The 17377-nt window shown below is 45.6% G+C and carries 13 protein-coding genes; 8 read left to right on the forward strand and 5 right to left on the reverse strand.

Features of this window, described 5'->3' with window-relative positions; translation table 11 throughout:
- Positions 1–308, reverse strand: a 308-nt coding sequence (locus GF309_00390; protein ID MBD3157218.1) for an ornithine cyclodeaminase family protein, incomplete at its 3' end; no start/stop codon positions are given.
- Positions 309–485: 177 nt separating this feature from the next.
- On the opposite strand from GF309_00390, the gene GF309_00395 reads away from it, so the two are divergent.
- The 5 genes from GF309_00395 to GF309_00415 all read left to right on the forward strand — a co-directional run bounded on the left by GF309_00395 (position 486) and on the right by GF309_00415 (position 6941).
- Positions 486–2516 (forward strand): AAA family ATPase, encoded by a 2031-nt coding sequence (locus GF309_00395; GenBank protein ID MBD3157219.1) that lies wholly within the window; start codon positions 486–488, stop codon positions 2514–2516.
- Positions 2517–2759: 243 nt separating this feature from the next.
- Positions 2760–3692 carry a TSUP family transporter gene (locus tag GF309_00400; protein MBD3157220.1) on the forward strand — a complete coding sequence of 311 codons (933 nt, stop codon included), beginning with the start codon at positions 2760–2762 and terminating at the stop codon, positions 3690–3692.
- Between the two features lie 67 nt (positions 3693–3759).
- Positions 3760–4794, forward strand: a complete 1035-nt coding sequence (locus GF309_00405; GenBank protein ID MBD3157221.1) for a dihydrodipicolinate reductase — start codon at positions 3760–3762, stop codon at positions 4792–4794.
- 26 nt (positions 4795–4820) lie between these two features.
- A complete protein-coding gene (locus GF309_00410) occupies positions 4821–6101 on the forward strand; it encodes an aminotransferase class III-fold pyridoxal phosphate-dependent enzyme (GenBank protein ID MBD3157222.1) in 1281 nt (426 codons plus the stop codon).
- Between the two features lie 84 nt (positions 6102–6185).
- Positions 6186–6941 carry a deaminase gene (locus GF309_00415; protein MBD3157223.1) on the forward strand — a complete coding sequence of 252 codons (756 nt, stop codon included), beginning with the start codon at positions 6186–6188 and terminating at the stop codon, positions 6939–6941.
- Positions 6942–9442: 2501 nt separating this feature from the next.
- Here the strand turns inward: GF309_00415 and GF309_00420 are convergent.
- The 4 genes from GF309_00420 to GF309_00435 form a co-directional block, all read right to left on the reverse strand.
- Positions 9443–9637, reverse strand: a complete 195-nt coding sequence (locus GF309_00420) for a hypothetical protein (protein ID MBD3157224.1) — start codon at positions 9635–9637, stop codon at positions 9443–9445.
- A gap of 154 nt (positions 9638–9791) precedes the next feature.
- Positions 9792–10514 carry a hypothetical protein gene (locus tag GF309_00425; protein ID MBD3157225.1) on the reverse strand — a complete coding sequence of 241 codons (723 nt, stop codon included), beginning with the start codon at positions 10512–10514 and terminating at the stop codon, positions 9792–9794.
- A 65-nt stretch (positions 10515–10579) separates the two neighbouring features.
- The gene (locus tag GF309_00430) at positions 10580–10996 is read right to left on the reverse strand and encodes a hypothetical protein (protein MBD3157226.1); all 417 of its coding nucleotides are present in this window, start codon (positions 10994–10996) and stop codon (positions 10580–10582) included.
- Positions 10997–11008: 12 nt separating this feature from the next.
- The gene (locus GF309_00435) at positions 11009–13657 is read right to left on the reverse strand and encodes a hypothetical protein (GenBank protein MBD3157227.1); all 2649 of its coding nucleotides are present in this window, start codon (positions 13655–13657) and stop codon (positions 11009–11011) included.
- A gap of 108 nt (positions 13658–13765) precedes the next feature.
- On the opposite strand from GF309_00435, the gene GF309_00440 reads away from it, so the two are divergent.
- The 3 genes from GF309_00440 to GF309_00450 all read left to right on the forward strand — a co-directional run bounded on the left by GF309_00440 (position 13766) and on the right by GF309_00450 (position 17235).
- Complete coding sequence (locus GF309_00440) at positions 13766–14152, forward strand: hypothetical protein (protein MBD3157228.1); 387 nt, start codon at positions 13766–13768, stop codon at positions 14150–14152.
- Between the two features lie 329 nt (positions 14153–14481).
- Complete coding sequence (locus GF309_00445) at positions 14482–15870, forward strand: TldD/PmbA family protein (GenBank protein ID MBD3157229.1); 1389 nt, start codon at positions 14482–14484, stop codon at positions 15868–15870.
- 12 nt (positions 15871–15882) lie between these two features.
- Entirely contained in the window at positions 15883–17235 is a 1353-nt protein-coding gene (locus tag GF309_00450) for a hypothetical protein (protein ID MBD3157230.1), read from the forward strand.
- Positions 17236–17377: the final 142 nt, after the last annotated feature.

Raw genomic sequence — 17377 nt, forward strand, 5'->3', positions numbered from 1 at the left:
CCATCCATGATTGCCTTAAGCTCACCCGTTTGAGAATCTGCAAGTAGAATGGTCCCCATAATGGTGGGTTTTCCTCGTTCCTTGTTCTTGGGGTAATCACAGACGACTTTACAGGCAACCCCCATATCTTCAACATATGCAGGCATAAAGGCCCACCAACGCCATTCTTCTCCTGGCAACGTGAATTGGCTTTTTGATGGATAGACAGTCCTTCCCTTTGCATGCTTGCGGAAGGCCTCTTCTACGACCTCAATGCATTCCTCCATGCTTACGAGTTGGGCAATATCTTCGCCTTTCAGGATTATCATTGCACTTAACCATAGAAGAACATGCAGAAAAGGTCTACTATAAGCGGCAAAAGGTTGTAGTTAAAATTGGTCTGACCACTACATGAAACCGGTGAAGGTGTACTCTCGCGCGACGAGTGAAGGTTCTTTAAAGCCATCTTCACAGCTCAAATCAGCACCAGACTCGATTACACACGGATGCCGAAACTGATGCAGAAGGAAAAGGAAGAGCTCTTCAAAATACGACAATTGCCAGAGGATGTGGACAGGCGGTTTCAAGAGGAGCTAAATGATGAACAATATGAAGCCGTTACCCATGAAGCAGGACCGGCACTTGTTATTGCTGGTCCCGGATCGGGAAAAACAAGGGTACTGACATACAGAGCTGCCTGGTTGCTTGAGAAAGGAGCTTCCCCAGAAGCAATCGCACTCATGACATTTACAAAGAAAGCAGCTCAAGACATGATTCGTCGTGTCGAGTATCTTACAGGAGGAAAAGGCAATCGCATTATTGCAGGAACGTTCCACCACATATGCAATCGCTTTCTGAAGAAAAATGCCGACGCCTTGGACTGGGGATACACTTCTGATTTCACGATTCTAGACAGAGAAGATGCTGAAGATCTCATGAAACTCGTTGTTGGTAGACGCATTCCCGAAGAACAGCAAGGACATCACCCTCGGCCGTCTCAACTGGTCAATATCTATTCGAAAGCGTTGAATCTTGCTGAGAAGATAAAGGAGGTCGTGAAGGAATTCTATCCGGGGTATGAGGAACAAGCGGGTTTCATCATCAGAATGATTGATGCCTATCAAGTACGCAAACGAGAAATGAATGTGATGGACTTCGATGATCTCCTGGTGAATTTCCTCAATCTTCTACGCACGGATGATGTTGGTAATCAAATCAAAAGCCAGTTTGAGCATGTTCTCGTAGATGAGTATCAAGATGTGAATACCCTACAAGCGGACATCGTTAAAGAGCTGAGCTCGGAGGCTCAGTCAGTAATGGTAGTTGGAGATGATGCTCAAGCAATCTATTCGTTTCGGGGTGCACAAATCGAACACATGCTGGAGTTCCCTGAAAGGTATGATGGTACTACCGAGTACAGGCTCGAAAGCAACTATAGAAGCGTTCCGGAGATACTTAACTTCGTTAATGCATCAATCGCTCATAATGAATCTCAGTTCGAAAAAACACTACAACCAACAAGAGAATCGGGTGATAAACCATACCTGACCCCTTGCTTAGATGTCAGAGAAGAGGCGAATTTGACTTGTTCCAGAATACTTGAACTCAACGAGCAGGGTGTTCCTTTGAGCGAACAGGCTGTTTTATTTCGGGCCAGACATCACTCTCTTGAAGTTGAAAGGGCGTGTATTAATTACGGGATACAATATGAGATGCGAGCCGGCTTACGCTTCTTCGAGCGTGCTCATATCAAGGATGCAATGGCTCACCTGATTCTACTTGTCAATCCCGCTGATGTTGTACAGTGGATGAGAGTACTCACAATGCAGAGAGGAATAGGAGATGTGACAGCCTCAAAGGTACTCGATGAAGTGCTTGAAGCGGACAAACCCATGTCCAGATTTGTGAGACTGAATATGTCTGCTGCAATGTCAGGGAAAAGGGTATACAAGACAGGTATGGAAAGCCTCCAGCGGATTCAGAAATTCTTCCGAGATGATCTCCCACATTCATCAAACGAGGGCCTTCCATCTTTAGATGTCATACTTGAAAGGATTATCGAGTTTATTGAACCAATTGTACAAGATAACTACGATAATGCGGATGAGAGAATCCAAGATCTCCGTGAGCTGGTGAATTTCTCGGCAAGGTACGAGGACCCCACTGAGTTCCTCTCCGATGTTCTCACAATGTACAATCTGGTGGGAGCAACCAGAGACGAAGCCGCTGAAGAAGATTCAGAGAAAATCGTTCTATCAACGATACATCAAGCAAAAGGGTTGGAGTGGGATGCGGTCTATATTATTAGGCTCCTCGAGGGGGCATTACCATTTCACCGAGCTTTCAATAAGCCAGAAGAGATAGAGGAGGAGAGACGCCTCTTCTATGTAGCCAGTACGAGAGCCAAAGACTATCTGTTTCTAACCTATCCAGATGTTCTCGATTCTCGATGGTCTGATGAGATTGGTACCCCCTCTCGATTCATTGAGGAAATCCGTGATGAGGGGGTCTTCCAAGAATTGGGTGTTCTTGAGTAGATATGTAGAGAAAGCGGTTGATGGGATTCATCCAATGGCTAGTCTCGACCAGGTAACCTTCTCAAATTGCTTCAAGTGATGCTTTTGAGTACCTGCTTTGTACCTGAGAAGGTATAGCTGTCGTTACGTGAAGAGAACCCAATACTATTAATGGCATTTTCTAACTTAACAAGCAAAGCAGTTTCTCACTTCTTGTTATGAACATACACAGCATAGAGTAATCCCAGCGAAGGTGAATCGTACATGAATGAAATCTTATTGCCAATTATGGTGCTATTCTTAGTGGGCTTCATAGGTAAGCTAGTGGATTCCACTCTAGGACTAGGATATGGTACAATCCTAGCTCCATCGCTTCTTCTACTAGGATTTTCTGTAGATAGAGTGATACCTGGAGTGCTCCTTTCAGAGTTCATATCAGCAGCATTGACAGCTATTTCACACAGAGGGATGGGTACCATAAGCTCACACCCACGATCTGAGGATTTCAAGGTCAGTTTTGTTCTTTCAACTCTTGGTGTCATCGGGGCAGGTGTGGGTGTTTTTGTGGCATTAGCAACACCCTCCACATTCATCACTTTCTACGTTCTTGCAACAGTAATATTCACAGGAACACTAGTAATTGCAGGTTTCAAATGGAGATTCTCATGGGGACGAATCACCGTTTTAGGATTCATAGCCTCACTCAATAAGGCTCTAAGTGGAGGAGGATATGGCCCAATAGTTGCAGGAGGACAGATGATTTCCGGACGAGATGGTAAAGAAGCTCTTGGCACAACAAGTACAGCGGAAGCTTTCACAACAGGAGCTTCTTGGTTTCTTTACATAATGGTTGGCAAGGCTTCGTTGAATTGGGCATCACTTTCTGTCTTTGAAGTGCCATTACTTGTGGGTGCGGCAGCTTCTGCTCCAATAGCAGCATACGTAGTCAATAAAATTGATTCTCATAAGATAACTCCCTTCGTGGGCGCCGCCGCTGTTTCGTTAGGTATTGTTGCTATGGCCAATCTTGTCTTCGGCGGAATTGTTGTCATCGGAGCAGCTCTAGGTGTACTGATCATATTGGTATTTGGAGCAGGCTGGCTCCAATACGAAAAACAAGAGTTACAACGAGCAGGTAAATGGCCATCGCCTTGCGAAATTTATGATGAACCACCTTGTGATGACAAAGAGGAATAGATACAGTCCGAGAAGAAGTAAGAAACGACCAAAGAGATTATAGTCGCTACTCGGTGTTGGTTGGATTATGTCAAAACCATTTAGAGTTCTACAAATTGGCTTGGGTGCCATTGGTAAGCCAATCGCATCCGAAATACTCGCAAGGGACAATCTCAAGCTCATTGCCGTCGTGGATATCAATCCGAAGTACAAGGGGAAGAAAATCGCTGAAAGCAGCTCAAGTGATGCAGGAAAAGAAGTTCCCATCTTCTCAGATCTAACAGAAGCACTAGAGAGAACATCAGCCCGCCCTGCAGACATTGCTCTCATAGCTACGTCTTCTCACTTGGAGCAAGTGAAGAAGGCTATCCTCACCTGCCTAGATGTAGGCCTACACGTAGTTTCAATATGTGAGGAGCTCTCATATCCGCACAGGAGATACCCTAAGCTCGCGAACAAAATTGACTCAGAGGCTGAGGAAGTAGGTCGAACAGTTCTCGGCACAGGTATCAACCCGGGCTTTCTCATGGATCTTCTACCCATTATGCTAACGGGGCCATGTATACGATTCAACAAGCTAAAGGTTACGAGAGTCATCGACTCCAGTACTAGACGCAGCTCCTTCCAAGAAAAAGTAGGAACCGGAATGACAACAGACGAGTTCGAGAATGCAATCGAAGAGGGAAGAATTACAGGGCACGTGGGATTACTGGAATCCATTTACATGATTGATGATGCTCTCAAGCTTTCACTTGATGAGATTAAGGAAATGCCGCCGGAAGCAGTGATAGCGGATGAGGGGATGGAAACTCCAATTGGCAAAGTCGAGAAGGGCAATGTTTTGGGCCTCAAAAGCAGAGGTTTAGGTCTCAGAGCCGATGAAGAGATTGTTACGCTGGAATTTGTTGCACATGCAAGCGCTTCACCCGAGTACGATGAAATCATCATTGACGGGCAACCAGCAATCACACAGCGAATAGAGGGTGGAGTCATGGGTGATCATGGAACCGTTGGGATGGTGCTGAACGCGATACCACTTGTAATTAGCGCACCAGCAGGATTAGTTAAAATGACAGATCTTGCCATTCCCAGAAACACTCAGCATTACTACAAAATGAAATAGAATTCGAATTCAAGGAGTTTGAGAACATGCTTGAAGACTATGAATCAGCAACGCCCAAATCTAAAAAATTGTGGGCAAGAGCATTGAAAGTATTCGCGGGTGGTGTGAATCATAATATCCGGACTTTCGGTCTAGATGTATGCAATTCACATCCTCCATTTATAGCAAGAGGTGAAGGCTCTCATCTCTGGGATGTAGATGGAAACGAATATGTTGATTATTGGCTAACTCACTATTCTGCAATCCTTGGTCACAACCATCCAATCATCCAAAAAGCCATTGTAGATCGAGCACAAGATGGACACCACCTTGGAGCCTTGAACGAGCACCAAGTCGAAATGGCTGAAAGGATGCAGGATGCCATTCCCTTCTTCGAGAAGATGAGGTTCTGTAGCACGGGTGGGGAAGCAACTATGTATGCTGTTCGGCTCGCAAGGTTGTTCACTGGTAAGCCATTGGTGGCAAAAGCATTTGGTGGATGGCACGGGGGCAATGATGCGGTTGGCTATCATATCAAACATCCATATGATGATGAACCTTGGTATGATGGAGTCACATTCAACTACAATGACAAAGAAAGCGTAGATCGATTGCTCGAGCGCCATGGCGAGGATATTGCAGCTTTTATCGTGGAGCCAGTGTTGGGAGCTGGAGGTGGTCTTCCACCACGCAATGGATTCTTGAGTTATCTTCGAGAGGAAACTGAGAAGCGAGGTATAGTTCTTATCTTCGATGAGATTATCACAGGTTTTCGGTTGACCTATGGTTCTGCCGGTCTGAACTTGTTTGGTGTTGAACCTGACCTAGCTACGTTCGGAAAGATTGCCGGCGGGGGAATGCATCTGGGAGCCTACGGAGGACGTAAGGACATCATGCATCTAGCTGCCCCGCATGCGGAAGGAGGGCGATGGGTTGGTGGAGGCACGTTTTCAAGCCATCCTCTGTCCATGGTTGCAGGATCTGCGGCCTTAGATGAGTTACAGAAGCGAAGAGATGACTTCTCTAAACTCAACGATAAGGGGGACCAATTCCGGGAAAAAATAAACGAAATACTTCACGATAAAGGCCAATCCGCCATTTCCACCGGTACGGGATCGATTGTGTTTATCCACACATTGAAAGATAATATAGACCTACCATTAACGGGCGAGAAACTGGGTAGGCTCCTTGACCGCAAGAGTCTTGCAGAATTTCAATCAAAACTCATCGAAAAAGGGGTATTTGGCCACCACGGGCTTGGTGCACTGTCTTTTGCTCATTCAGAAGAAGACCTCGAGTTCACGCTAGACGCAATAGCTGAGGTATGATCAGCTGACTCGGTTCCATTGAGCATCAAAAATATAATACTCCAGCTTACCGATGCTTCAGCTTTTGTAGAGGAGTATTTGATAATGGACCGACCGAAAGTAGTAGTCTATACCGTAGCATCAGCAGATGGGAGAGTAGCCATAGCTCCAAACAAGACCATGTTCGATGGAGATGACCGATTTGACAGTTTCATGCACAAACCAGAACTAGATGTTCAGAAGCATCTATTTTCTATTCATGAACCAACAGTGATTATGGAAGGGAGTGGATCCTTTGTTCCAGAGAATGTTGTACCAAAGCCCCTTCCGCCCAGTGAAATGGAAGACTCTATTCTCTATGATGACTTCTTACCCCCGGATATCGTGGAAGTGGAGGAGCGCTGTGGTTGGTGCGTAGCTGTAGATGGAAGAGGAAGAATGAGAGGGTGGGCGAAGGAATTCGATGACATGCCCGGCTGGCATATTCTAATCATGGTTGGGTATCATACGCCTGCTGAGTACCTAGCTTATCTCAGACGCGAGAAAATACCGTATCTCGTTGCGGGTGAAGGCCATGTGAATTTAGAAGCGGTCTTCAAGAAACTGCGATCGAAGCTTGGTGTAGATTGTATTCTCTCAACCGCAGGAGGAAAACTGAACGGAGCTCTGCTTCGAGCAGGACTAATAGACGAGGTGAATATCGAGATTACGCCGGGGCTTGTTGGAGGTACAAATACGCCAATTCTTTATGAATCACCAGACCTTGAGGAGGAGGAGCTTCCAACCAAGTTGAAGCTGCTTTCGACCCATGTGGACAAAGGTGGCCATGTCTGGCTAAGATATGAGGTGCTATGTTCTTAGACCCTCAAAAGCAATTCTGATCGTTTGGGGCTTCTTAGGTAGCTTCTATACAGATTCGAAAAGAGGAATTCGAAGATACTGACGAATAGTGATATAAGACATGACCACACTGGACGGTGAAGAGGATAGAATAAAATGCGTCACCGTGCATTTGCACTCACATTATTCACAGTTATGTTACTTTCAGGATTCTTGGGCGTAGCTACTCACCAATCATTGCCCCGAGCAGAAACAGGGTCTCAATTGAAGACCAGTTCTGATTTACCATCCGGAACGAATCTAAGTAGGGTAGAATGGAGGGCAGATCACAATCCCAACCACGGATTCGAGTATTGGAGAACGGAACATGTTCCAGAGGAGCTGGACACATACCGAAGCACAGACAGATATCTGTGGTATGCCGAGAATCCTTGGCCAGTAAATGAGGGGTCAAAATCAATGGGTATACAAGCACGAGCAATCGATTCCGATCACCCCAGTCAAGCAGAGCTTAAGCAAGGAACCCAAGTTTCTCAGGATAACCCAGTGAATCTCACCCTTGATTTCGACTATTACATAAATCAGACTTCAAACCCTGATACCGACTATTTCTATCTTCATTTGGAGTTGAAGCAGTCTGGCACGAAAGAGCTCTACTACTATCTTAGTGGCGTTGATGATTCAGTTTCAAACTCATCATATTACAGGTACTTTGTAATGAACCAAACGCAGAATACTTGGTTGAGTTTTGATAGAAACATCACGGAGGATTTCTTTGCAGCATTTGGAGAATATCCGGAGTCCCAGAATATTATGGAATTCATTCTATTCAGTGAGACTTCATCATATACCCGAGTCTTTGTGGATGACTTGAACTTGGTCAATGGTACAAATAAAATCGTATCTGGATCGACTAACAATGGAGATTTTGAAGGGGGTGGAGGATGGGTTATCAGCAACAGAGAAGCTGGTGACATTGCTCGTACCGATATGCACAAGGAAGGCGATTATGCTCTCAATGCTACAGTAGCATCGAGCGGTAACATAAGCCAGGCAAGATTCTCATTCCATACAGACAGACGTTTGACTGCTAGTAACCAAGACCAGTTCCGTTTCTGGTGGCGAATCCACGAATACCAGGGTGCATCTAACTATACCTATGCATATATTCATGTCAGTTGTAGTAATGCAACAGAAGAATTCAGCATTTACTATATGTTTGCTCAGGGGTTGGAATCCCCGGTACATGGATACTCACAGGTAATCCAGATACAACCATCTGGATTCAATACGACTGATACATGGACATATTTCAATCGGAGTATCTGGGATGATATCACCGCCCATAATCAGACAAGTGAGGTTTTTGTGGAAGAAGTAGAATTGAGGATGTACACAAGCCACAAGTATTCACGGCTCTCCATGCTATTTGATGATATGGTATTGGAATGCTCGGCACTAAACGACAGGGGCTATGAAGATCAACCCGGTGTTGGTGAAGAAATTCGAGCTTGGGGTATTCCTAGCACAGAGTCGTACTTCACAGTTACAAATGATGCGTTGAATGGGGACAAAGCCGCCAATCTGACGGTTCAAAATGGTGACTCCTACTATGGCGATCAAGAAGGTGCCTACCGCCCTCTCAACAATGAAACAGATACCTATCTTGAAGTGAGCTGGAAACTTGAAACATTCACATCACAAGTAGACGAGATGGTGCATATCATCATTGAGTTTGCCGACAACAAAGAATACTCATATGTTTTCGCCAATGGCAGCGATCCAACTGGAGGAGAGGGTGTAGATGACTACATCATTTTGCCCAATGGAAATACCATAGGTCAATGGTTCACTGTGCAACGGAATATCGCTGAAGATTATGAGTTGCTGTTCGGCTCAGCACCCGAAACCGCAATTGACCGAGTAAATCTTGAAGGTTACTCAGAGACAGGAGGCACCGTTGAGATTCTATTTGACGATGTTTACTTGTACAATGACGCAGCTCCAGAGATTTCTGAACTCAGCTACACCCCGATATCCCCAGAAGTTGATGAGGCGGTAGAGGTCAACGTGTCGGTCTATGATCTTGGTACTGATACTGTGAAACTACATTATAGAGTTGATTCAGGGGGGTGGAGTAGTATCCCCATGACTGACCTTGGTGATAATAGATACACTACTTCGATTCCTGGACAAGCCTTCGACGCAGTTATCGAATTCTACGTGTCTGCTAATGATACCTCAGGCAAGTCCACAACTTTGCTCGATGATTCAGATTACTTCAGCTATACAGTCACAGATACAATCGCACCAGAAGTAGAAATCGTGTCTCCAGAGCAAGGTGACACCGTTAGTGATTCGGTCCAAATCAACATCACAGCGAGTGATAGTGGAAGTGGAATCGACCGAGTGGAAATCTACATGGATAACACCAGCTTGACAAACCTCACGAGCGAACCGTTTCTCTACAGCTGGAACACAACCACGGTATCAAATGGTGATTACAACCTTACTGTCCGAGCTTATGATGAAGCCGGCAATTGCGCGGATGTACAAATAAGCGTTTCAGTAGAAAATGAAGCAACTACCACAACTACTACAACTACTACAACTACCACTACTACAACGTCTACAACTGAAACGACAACTACCACCACAACAGTCCCACCACCTGATTTCACGGTAGTACCGGCCATAATAGCTGCAATCGTGGCCATCGTTATCATCGTGATTGTCCTATATCAGAGACAACAAAGAAGCTAAATCAACAGACCCCCTAGCTGAGGGGTATGGAAGCATCTCAGGATTGGGATGCTTCTTTGCCTCCTCTCATCTGTGAATACAAAGGGTTATTCATAAGACGTAGCAAAATCAGAGAATAAACAGTTCATTCCTTTGCCTATTTAAGACTCGCCTTTTTCTGCCGAAGAGAATCTCTATTCCTGACTTCCGGGTTCGTAGAGCTATGCCGCCCAGATAGGGTTCACGTTCAGATTGGCTTAGTGGTTCACCAAGTATAGCTCTCTTAGCCGTCATGAGAGTCAGGTCATGCGTAATATTGATGGACATACATCCAGCCTCTAGGGCTCCCAGATTATTGAAAACGGTGGTATCCAGCCGATCCAAATAGTCTCCAAAGCTTTCCATTTCTCCATCATATCTTCCGTGAGCCCAATTGTTGATGAATTCAGTAACGTTTTCACCATCTGGATGCAGCTCGCGTGAGATTACATTCATTGCGTTTTCTGGGCCAACTAGAGCTGGAAGGGTATCAATGGTATCCACAGTGTATCCTTGTTCTGATAGACCGTCAGCCAAATGTTCAGCAGTTTCATAGCAGCGAGAAATGAAGCTGGTCGATATGTGGACATTGCTACCAACTCTAAGCCTACAACCCATCTCATATGCGGTCTTCCTTCCCAAGTCTGTAAGACCAGCCCCCATCATCTCTTCATGATTGTTGAGTCGCTCTCTATGGGAGTGTCGGAGCAGAAGAACTGTCTGAACTCCTGCAGGGGTTTCTCTTGTCCATTCGACAATGTTCCTAGCAGAATCCAACCACTCAAATGAATACCAACTCTTCGCATGAGGCATGTGTCTTCACTGACCATTACTGATGGGCATGTCGTTTGATTATTTGATTATCATTTGTTCTGATGCTAAGCCGAGTTCTCAGTGTTCATTCTCCCATCGATCACTTCATCCACAAGTTCGACAAGAGCTCTCACTAGTGCAGCTCCAAATCCTCCCAATAGCGCACCAATTATGATGCTGATGACTATGACTAGCCAGCCCAAGCCGCTCAGGCCTAGCAAGGCAATGAAGAAATCAGCAATTGCCAACGCTTGAGATGTTAAAATGAGATATCCGAAGAGGATGGCCCAAGCCAGTCCAACACCAAGAAATCCTGCTATGAAGGCACGTTTGAGCCTGCGGCAAAACAGAGCTCCAATACCCCCTGCAAGTAGCATCAGGATCCATAGTCCAGTCAGCTGGAATAGTACTCCAAGTATCAGTACGAAAACAATAACTAAAACAAATGGTAATTTCGGAATAGATTCATCGATTTTTGGCAATGTAAAGCCTCCTTAGGGTAGAAAAGAAATTTCGCGTTCCATCAGTGTGTCCTCAGTATCATCTTCCAAGAAATCCTGAGATGTAGAATAAAAGAGCATCTGATGGTAGCCATAATGCTCTGTTTCAGAATCATAGCTATACCAGAGGTCGAACATGTCGTGCCAATGAGGGCTGAAGATGTTTCCACTTTGACCGCCGGGATACACATTGTATGATTCAGAAATATCACTCAAATCTGCGACCATGCGCCATGATGGGCCACCTCGAACAACCCATCGTGCATCCCATCCGCGATGTCTGCCACCTCCAGCTGCATTGAGCGTATAACCCGATCCTCGGTGGGGACCTCCGCCAAGATATGTCAACCCGACAAGATGGTCTACAACAATGATGTGTTGATGCCCATATTCCCAGTTGCTTTGGTCGTTCCCCAAATCTTCATTCATATTATCAAGAGCACGATGAAGGGATTGCACAATCATAGTTTTTCGCGTTTCTATATCCTCAGTTGTGTGGTCATCCAGGTAATATGTCCAGTTTTCCTTGAGAATATGTTCGAGTACAGGATTCCGGGAAAGGCGCAACCGAGAATCTATAGTCCTGAGCTCATCAAAAACCTCGTAGGACAAGGCCTTCAACAGGTATCGCCATAGCGTCGGTGTCTTTGAATCGGTTTTCATAACGAAATCCCAGTCGCGAAACCAATCGATTGCTGTATCAATAGTGGTGTTCGATTCTTCAGCAGAGTCCCAGTCATCGATAACAATGGGTACAATCTCTTGGGCCGAAACATCAAGAGAATCAGCTTGGAATTGCATCATCTTTTCCACAGTAACGTCATCATCAGTACTGAGTAAATCATCAATTCTTCTTCCCCGATAGCCGTCCGCAAACAGACCCTGTAACGTAAAAGCAGAGTCTTCTGGAGCAATAGAACGCTGATTGCAGGATTGCAAGTACCCTTGCGTAGGATTGACTGATCGAGGATTACATGCGTACGGGATATTGCTTACCATCCCGACGGAATCATTGAGAGCTTCTATAGGAAACTCACCAGTATATCCAGCACGTATAGGAAAGCGACCAGCCACTGTCATTGCGATGTTTCCTTCGTCATCTGCATAAACGATATTCTGCGGAGGGCTATCCCACCAGTAAACTGCTTCATAGTAATCTGTGATGTTCTTGGCTTGATTTAGAAGCGACAAGGCGAGAATCTCATGGGTTACACCACTCCCCGTCCAGTTCATTGCCATATTCACGCCATTAGCAGAATAGTTATCGTATCCTCCGATAACAGAGTCAATACACGGACCATGAATGGATTTCCGGACTTCGAAATCCACCGTACCCTGGTCACTGGTTTCGATAGGTTCATTCAAAATTTCAAAATCTCTCCAATCATCGCCATAATAGTACTGTGTCTCGTTGTCAGGATTCAGTCTTTCGACGAATAGATCCAGAACATCAACGCCAACATTGGTGAAGCCCCAAGCAATCTGATCCGTATGACCCAGCAGAATTCCCGGTAAACCTGGTAATGTAACTCCTGCGACATCTAATGCCCCAGGAACAACGATATGGGCTTCGTACCAGAGTGACGGCGCCTGAAGGCCTAGGTGAGGATCGTTAGCAAGAAGTGGTTTTCCAGTTGCTGTTCTGTCTCCATGTACAACCCAGTTATTGCTTCCCACTAACTCTTGGGGTCCAAGAGCTTCTGCCACGTTTGAAATTGCATCGAGTACCATTTTGAGCTTCTCGACGCCTAGAGTATCTTCATCACAATGTTTCGATTGAATCTGCTTTGGGGGATTAGTTGTTGCAGGAAAGTCCCCGGGTGCATTCGGAAATTCAGTCAAACTCAAGTTATGCTGTTCAGGAATGATGGGGACGGTATAAGGCATAACAGAGGGGTACATATCCTGGCGTAGGCTTTCGTTTTCTATCGTTGCCCATATGAATTGACGCTCAAGATCAGCGAACCCTCCAGACAGACCCCAAGTCATCATTTTGCTCCAAAGGAAGATGTCATGTGGAGTCCATTTTCGAGCTTGTATGCCTAGCATCTTGAATTCGAGTGGTGTGGTTGCTTGTGTCATGGATTCTATGAAAGCATTTACTCCCGCCACTTCAGCATTAACCAAGTCTAAGGCATATGCTATCTCAGGATTACTGTCTTGATGGCTCAGAAACCACTCGTAGGTTCTTTCAGCAGCCCGTGCAAGGCCAATTGTTCGATAGTATTTGTCGGTTGAAAGAGCAGGAGACCCGACAAGCTCACTAAGCCTGCCCGCTGCCATGTGATTCTGTAAAATCATCTGAAAGAGACGTTCTTTGGCATGCAAATATCCAAGCACACGAAATGCATCTTCAACGGTCTCAGCGTAGATGTGAGGGACCCCCCATGTGTCAATAATGACATCAACTGGAGCATCCAAGATGGACAGAGAGACGGTCATATCTGATTGGGGGTTGGCGACTCTTCCACTATCGAATATCCCACCCCATGGTTGGAGTATCCCTAAGCCGCCAGCAAGTGGTCCAATGGGCATAGTTAGTAAGATAATCAAAGCAATTGGTCCCACAAACGATAACCCAAGTTTCGCAATCTTTTTTCTCATTTGGGCCTCCTCACCTAATACCTTGGCATGACGCATCATGCGACTTAAACATTCCTAGTCAATTCTGATATCACAAAAGACTGAAATAGAACAGTTCGTGCATTCCTGTAATAGTGTCTAGAATCAGAGGAGGAGTGTTCGGTCTACATGCCTTTAACAGAAGTAGCATTGACGTTCGTACTGGCTGTTGCGGGAATGATAATCTGTTCAGGTATCATGTACATAAGTATTGGCAGAATGATTGCCCCATTGTTAGCATTTGTTGTTGCGGGACTGATTATTCCAGTCATCATGAATATTGTTTGGACTATGCTTTTGCCCTTTGTGACAATAATGGATTATCCAAAAACATCATTCATAGTCCCCACTGGTCCAGGTGTTGCAGTTGCAGTTGGTTGTTGGGCGGGTTTGTTCATAGAATACTACGCAGGTTTGCAGCTAGATGAATATGGAGATACGTCATGCTATAGATGCAGCCTGATGATTTTTGCGGCGATGTTGATTGGTATCCTTGCGTTCATAATGATTCCATAGCTCAAGCGAATGCCATCATACTCAAAGAACAAGAAAGGCCGATCTGTAAACGCTTTTCAAGCTGAACCAGGCGGTAGAGGGGGTTTCCATCTTGAATCCGATTTTGTTCGATATAGGAATGATAAAAGAATTGTCAGACAAGGAGACCTCAAGCTATCTCTTCAAAGGGTATTTCGGAAATGCTCAACCCGTACATCCCTAAAACACCAATAGCCTGTTCAATCCAAGTCTAGAAAAGCCAAGTTACCCTTAAGCAAGCGGCGCCAAACCAACTATTTATCACGAATATACCTGCTAAGTTCGACCAGCAAAAAGTGGAGTAGACTGATTTGTTTGAGCACCTTGATGGTATTGTAGAAAAAGGAACCAGCATGGGCGCTTCGTACGTTGAAGCGCGTGGTGAAAACAGCTTCGTAGAATACATTCAGATGGATGATGGCAGAGTCAATGCTCTCAGCCGTCGTATTGAACAGGGCGTCGCTCTGAGAGTGCTTGTTGATGGTGCGTGGAGTTTTGTTTCAACGGGACAACTTGATAGACTTGATGAGTATATAGATGATGCAGTTTCTATGGCAAAAGCAGCAGCAAGGAGTCGCAGAGAACCTATAGAACTTGCCGAAGTAGATACATTCGAAGATACAATTGAAGCGGATATTGAAAGAGATCCTCAGAACGTTCCGATTGAAGAGAAGATCGAGTATCTGAAGAATTTAACAGCTGCTGCCAAGGACTATGACGAACGAATCAGTGCGGTGACCGGGAAGCTGAGAAGTATTTCTGGCGAAACATTCCTTGTTACATCTGAAGGGTCGCGTATCAAGAAACCCAAGCTTCTGGTTTGGGTATATCCGTGGATAAGCGGAAAAGAAGGAACGCAACTGACAGCTGCCAGATATGAAGAGGCATCAACCCATGAGGGCTGGGAATTCATGGAGAACACCGCCACACCCGAACTAATCGCAGAAGAGGCCGCCAAGCGGGTCGTGCTACAGCTAGATGGAGTGAAAAGCAAGGCAGGTTCATTTCCCTGCGTGTTGGGCCCGCGAGTAATTGGCGTGCTTGCCCATGAAGCCCTCGGCCACCTGGCAGAAGCAGATCTCACAGTGAAAAGCGCCTTTGCAGGCAAAGTTGGAGAAGTCGTTGCTGCGGAGGGAGTAAATATGATCGATGACGGCACGGATGAAAACAATCTGGGCACAGAAGCCTATGATGAAGAAGGAGTTCCTCCAAGCAAAGTGGAGATAATCAAAGATTCCGTACTAAACGAGCTCATGACGAACCGGGAATACGCTGCCAAGACCGGACAACGAGTTACCGGAAATGCACGTGCAGAAAGCTACTTGTATCCACCAATAATCCGTATGAGAAATACATACTTCGAGAAAGGAAATTATGCACCAGAGGAAATTTTTGAGGGGATTGATTTTGGGTATTATTGTGCCGACTTCCGAGGGGGGCAAGCCCAGATGAATGCTAGCTTTCAAGTGGGTGTTCAAGAGGCCTATGAGATTGTCGATGGGGAACTCGGGAACCCAATCAAGGATCTATCGATTTCGGGAATCGCTACTGATGCACTTTTCAAAATTGAAGGTGTAGCGAATGAGGACTTCCCCTACGAGTTGGGCAGATGTGGTAAAGGCCAGACAGCCTATGTGGCCTCAGGGGGACCAAAGATTCGATTTTCTAAAGGCGGAATAACCTTTGGAGGCCAGGAGTAGAAGGTGACGAAAATGAATGAAAAGACACTCTTAGACCTATGTACGGATGCGTTAGACGTAGCTGAGAAGAAAGGTGTTGATGCAGCCGAAATCCAAGCTCATCATGAGTCTGAATTGGAATCTGAGGCAGAAATGGGACAAGTAAGTAGTGTTAATCAAAAAACTGGCAGCGAAATCGCAGTCAGGCTCTATATAGGGCAAAGAATGGGGTCTGCTTTTACGAGTATTGCAACTTCAGATTCTGTGGAAAAGGCGGTAGATCTTGCAATCGCAGCCGCGAAGGCATCCACTGTGGACGAGAAGTGGGAAGACCTGCCCACTCCCGCAGACTACCCGTCAGTAGAGGAATTATGGAACTCCGAAGTTGCAAATCTGGAGTCGTCAACAATTGTAGAAAGAACCAATGAACTCATAGCCAGAAGCAGTTCAGAAGAAGGGCTCATTCCTGCATCTGCGGGTGGAGGAATCTCTCTCTATCAATCAGCTTATGCCAACACAAATGGCATTGAGCATTCGGAACGAGGTTCTCTTGCTTATGCATTTCTAGCCGCAGTTGCAAGAACTGAATCTGGAATGACACCGATGACATTCTGCTTTGATATGAAGCGGTCACCAGATTTGGACTTGGACTATGTAATTGATGAGGTTACATCTACGATTCGAGTGATGAAGGAAACCGCAAAGGGAAGGGCAGGAAAGCATGATGTTGTAATGCACCCATCTGCATACGGACAATTGCTTCAATACACGCTTGTACCCTCAATCCGCGGTGATAACGTAACGAGAGGCAAATCGAAGATTGGCGACAAATTGGGAGAGAGTATAGCAGCAGAAACTCTGAATGTGTATGATGACGGGACGAACCCACGTGGAATTCAAGCATCAATTGCTGATGATGAGGGGGTTCCACGTCAGAAAACACCAATTCTTGAAGATGGAATCCTTCAATCATTCATTTGGGACAACTACTGGGCAAACAGAAGAGGGGTTGAAAGCACAGGAAACGCTAGTCGTAATAGGCGACAAGGGCTCGTCGAAGTAGCCCCATCGAACGTAGTAGTGGAATCAGGCTCCGTCTCCGATGAAGAGCTTATCAGTGGAATCGATTACGGATATCTCATCAAGGGATTACAAGGTGCACATAGCTCAAATCCAGAATCAGGTGATTTCAGCGTAGTTGGTAACCCGGCGATTCTCATTGAAAATGGAGAACCAGTAGGAGCCGTACACGGGCTTGCATTATCAGGGAATGTTTACGACCTGCTGAAGAGCATAAACAAGATTGCAAGCGAAGAAATAGTACTTCAGCAATTAATCGGTCCGCTGATTCTATTCAGTGATGTGAGTGTAGTAACGAAGGGCTAGCATGGGACTTGTTTCAATCCTATTGCAGGAGGGGGGGTTTCTTCATCAATATGGGGAAGTGGGTAAGTGAGCATCGATTCCCGATTCTAATCTATCGTGACAAGAGCGGGCAAAGTTTCCAGTCACTCCAGTAAGAAACAAA

Source organism: Candidatus Lokiarchaeota archaeon, assembly GCA_014730275.1.
GTDB lineage: Archaea > Asgardarchaeota > Thorarchaeia > Thorarchaeales > Thorarchaeaceae > WJIL01.